This window comes from Actinomycetospora sp., from assembly GCF_055612215.1.
This window is the reverse complement of sequence record NZ_JBVPVA010000837.1, coordinates 1-3,283: the sequence shown is the minus strand read 5'-3', so window position 1 is coordinate 3,283 and position 3,283 is coordinate 1. Positions and strand designations below refer to the sequence as shown.

Sequence of the window (3,283 nt, the reverse complement as noted above, 5' to 3'; positions counted from 1 at the left end):
AGTCGGACGACGTCGTCGACGTGGTTGTGGGCGCGCGGCTGGTGCGTCGGCGGCCGGACGCCGAGGGCCGCCATGTCGCGGTCGAACCGGAACTGGCCGACGGCAGCGAAGCTGTCGAACCGGCGGCCGGCGCGTTCCGCGGCCGCGTCGAGGACGTCGTCGACGTCGGTGATGTTGCGGCACATCTCGACCTCGATGCCGATGCGGCGCAGCACGCGGCCCGCGACGTCGGCCCACACGAAGGTCGCGGCGTGGCCGAGGTGGGTGGTGTCGTACGGGGTGATCCCGCAGACGTAGATGCGGGCGCGCCCGACCAGCGGCAGCGGTTCTCCGGCGAGGGCGAGACGAAAGGTCACGCCCTCATCCTCCCCCGTGCTCAGGGCCCGGTGGCGAGGAAGCGCTCGAAGGCCGCCCGGGCGGCGGCGTCGCGGGCCGCGATCCTGGTCACGTCCTGCGCGAGCGCCTGCAGCCACTCCTCGACCTCGACGCGACGCCGACTGATCACCACACCGCCGGAGACGCGACGCACCTCGGCGTGCACCCGCTCCCCCTCGGCGCGCAGCTCGAGATCGCGACCCTCGCCGTGGACGAGCACCGACTCCGCGCGACCCTCCCGCCCGGCCAGGCGGTCGGCCAGGCTCCGCCGGAACGCGACCTCGACGGTGCCGGGCGGCAGCGCGTCGCCGAGGACGCCGGAGAGCACCCGGGCGTACGAGGCGACGTCGGCGCGGTCGGTGCGCAGGGCGGCGGCCACGAGCGCCACGTCCCCCATCGGACCCAGACCACTCCCGCCTGCGTCGGGACCCGTCATGACCCTCATCCGTCCAGGAGCGGCAGCACGAGCTGCGGGGTGGGGATGTGGTGGTCGGCGCGGAGCGGACGGACCGCGGTGCCGATCGCGAAGAACTCGGTGGTGTGCCCGCCCCAGCGGTGCCCGTGGGCGTTCAGCCGGACGCCGACGATCCCCTCGGCGTGCAGCGCCTCCGCCTCGGCCTGCATGCGGCTCATGGCGAGCTCGCGGGCGTCGTAGAGCCCCTCGGTGTACTGCGGCAGCTCGACGTTCTGCCCGATGTTGCTCATGGCGCGGAACATGCCCTGGTGGGCGATGTGGTAGACGCACGACCCCATCACCATGCCGAGCGGGGCGTACCCGGCCTGGATCAGCGTCCAGAAGTCCTGTCCGGACAGGTCCGAGGTGAAGGGCTGGCGGTGCACGTTGCGCCAGGTCCCACCGGTCGGTGGCGGGGCGTCCCCGGCGACCGCGGTGCCGACGGCGATGAACTCGGCCAGGTCGTTGCCGAACTCCTTGAACTCGATCTCGAGCCGCACCCCGACGATGCCGTCGGCGCCGAGCTGGTCGGCCTCGGCCTCCATGCGGGTCATCGCGAGCTCGCGGGCGTGGTACATCGCCTGCGACAGCGTGTCGAGCTCCTGGTTCTTCCCCCAGCGCCCCACCTGGAAGCCCACGTGGTAGATGCTCGACCCCAGCACGAGGCCGAGCGGCCGGAAGCCGGCCTCGCGCACGAGCAGGAACTCGTTCACCGACAGGTCCGAGGTGAACATGCTCGTCGACTGACCCGGCCGCATGTGCGCGAGCCGCGCCATGGCGTCGGACGGGACGCCCGTCACGGCGGAGGTGTCGGACTCGGTCACGAGGTCTCCCGGGTGGAGCGCAGGGGCATGTAGGTCAACGACGACGAGCGCGCCGGGGCCCTCGGGTGCTCGACGGCGAGCAGGGCGTTGCCGAACACGGTCGCCTCGGCCACGTGGTCGCGGTGGTTCTCCGCGGGTTCGATCTCGCGCATCGCCACCCCCATGTCCGAGACGATCGCGCCCTCGGCGCCGACCTGGCGGACGCGCGCGGTGAAGTCCCGCCGGGCCCCGGCCCGGGCCGCCGTCACCAACTGGGTGTAGCCGGTGACCTCGGTGTTGCCGCCACCCCAGGAGGCCTGGGCGCGGGTCCGCATGTCGTCGTGGCGGATGAGCATCGCGATGCCGTAGACGATGCGCACGGGCAGCCAGCCGGCGCCGACGAGCTTCGCGACGTCCTGGCCGGCGAGCTCGGTGACGAACGGCGCGGACGGCCGCTCGTGGGGGCGACGGGAGCGGACCGCGGTGCCCAGGGCCGTGAACTCGCGGCTGCTCTGGTCGAACGGCGACGCGGACAGGGTGACGCCGATGACGCCGTCGGCGCCGATCCCGGAGGCCTCGAGCTGCATGCGGGCCAGCGCGGTGTCGTAGCCGTGGCGCAGCGCCTCGACGTAGGGCCCGAACGCCGGCGCGGGAGCCATCGGGCCGCCGCCCGCGAAGCCACCGCCGAACCCGACGGCGCCCCACGCCCCGCACCCGCCGTATCCGCTCCACCCGACGTTCTGGACGATCGATCCCATCACCTCGCCGACGGGCTCGAACTCGGTGGCGGAGAGCCCGGCGGCCGAGGGGACGGTGAGCATCGACGTCCAGGGACCACCCGACGCGGCCCGCGCCACCCGGGCCGCGGCGACGGGCGGGAGCCCACGCCCGTCCCACTGATCGGACACGTCCCGCACACCACCCGTCGCTCCGCTCGCCCGATCGCGAAGCTACACCCGCTCCGTGAGCCGTCGGCCCAGGTCAGGACGGGTGCCGGTTCTCGGCGGTGGTGTCCGGTTCCCGTGTGCGCCCCGTGTGTGCCCGGGCCACGACCGGCCCACGTCACCGCGATCCTCACGCGAGGTCGGGCGCTGGAGCGGGCACCTCTCAGCGCGCGAGCGCGACGGTCACCCCCCGGCCCCGCTGCTTCCCGACGACGAGCACACCGGCCCCACCCGAGTCACGCGCGGCGAGGACCGCGGCCGCCTCGGCGACGCTGCCGGTGCCGGTGAGGCGCCGGACGACAGCGGAGGGGTGCGGGACGTCGACGGCGTCAAGCTCCGCCGTGGAGTAGGTGAGCAGTGGTCGCCCGGCGGCGAAGGCGGTGACCGCGGGCTCGTCGCGGCGCCGGTCGATCGTCGCCACGACGTGGATGTCGACCTCCCCGAGGGCCGCGCGGCCGTGATCCTGGGCGTCGGGGTCGAGCGGGGGACGACCGCCGAGGACCTCCGGGCGGCCGTCGCGGCGCCGGTCGATCGTGGCCACGACGTGGATGTCGACCTCCCCGAGGGCCGCGACGAGCCCGCGGTCACCGCCTTCGCCGCCGGGCGACCACTGCTCACCTACTCCGCGTCGGAGCTCGACGCCGTCGACGTCCCGCACCCCTCCGCTGTCGTCCGGCGCCTCACCGGCACCGGCAGCGTCGCCGAGG

Annotated in this window: 5 protein-coding genes and 1 pseudogene; 1 reads left to right on the top strand and 5 read right to left on the bottom strand. The window is 74.4% G+C overall.

Features of this window, described 5'->3' with window-relative positions; genetic code table 11:
- The 5 genes and pseudogenes from AC0CYZ_RS22830 to AC0CYZ_RS22810 all read right to left on the bottom strand — a co-directional run.
- Nucleotides 1-356: pseudogene (locus AC0CYZ_RS22830) on the bottom strand (cysteine--tRNA ligase); the annotation flags it as partial.
- A gap of 20 nt (nucleotides 357-376) precedes the next feature.
- Nucleotides 377-772, bottom strand: a complete 396-nt coding sequence (locus tag AC0CYZ_RS22825; protein ID WP_472219571.1) for a hypothetical protein — start codon at nucleotides 770-772, stop codon at nucleotides 377-379.
- A gap of 44 nt (nucleotides 773-816) precedes the next feature.
- A complete protein-coding gene (locus AC0CYZ_RS22820) occupies nucleotides 817-1,653 on the bottom strand; it encodes a heavy metal-binding domain-containing protein (protein WP_472219569.1) in 837 nt (278 codons plus the stop codon).
- Nucleotides 1,650-2,540, bottom strand: coding sequence for a heavy metal-binding domain-containing protein (locus AC0CYZ_RS22815; protein ID WP_472219567.1), 891 nt, complete (start codon nucleotides 2,538-2,540; stop codon nucleotides 1,650-1,652). The genes AC0CYZ_RS22820 and AC0CYZ_RS22815 overlap by 4 nt, the downstream gene beginning before the upstream one ends.
- Nucleotides 2,541-2,739: 199 nt before the next feature.
- Entirely contained in the window at nucleotides 2,740-3,117 is a 378-nt protein-coding gene (locus tag AC0CYZ_RS22810) for a cobalamin biosynthesis protein (RefSeq protein WP_472219565.1), read from the bottom strand.
- On the opposite strand from AC0CYZ_RS22810, the gene AC0CYZ_RS22805 reads away from it, so the two are divergent.
- On the top strand, nucleotides 3,001-3,283 hold a 283-nt coding region (locus AC0CYZ_RS22805; protein ID WP_472219563.1), incomplete at its 3' end, for a cobalamin biosynthesis protein. The two genes, AC0CYZ_RS22810 and AC0CYZ_RS22805, sit on opposite strands and share 117 nt — an antisense overlap.

Coding starts and splice junctions, on each gene's coding strand:
- AC0CYZ_RS22825 (WP_472219571.1), bottom strand. CDS start 772: ATGGGGGACGTGGCGCTCGTGGCCGCCGCCCTGCGCACCGACCGCGCC.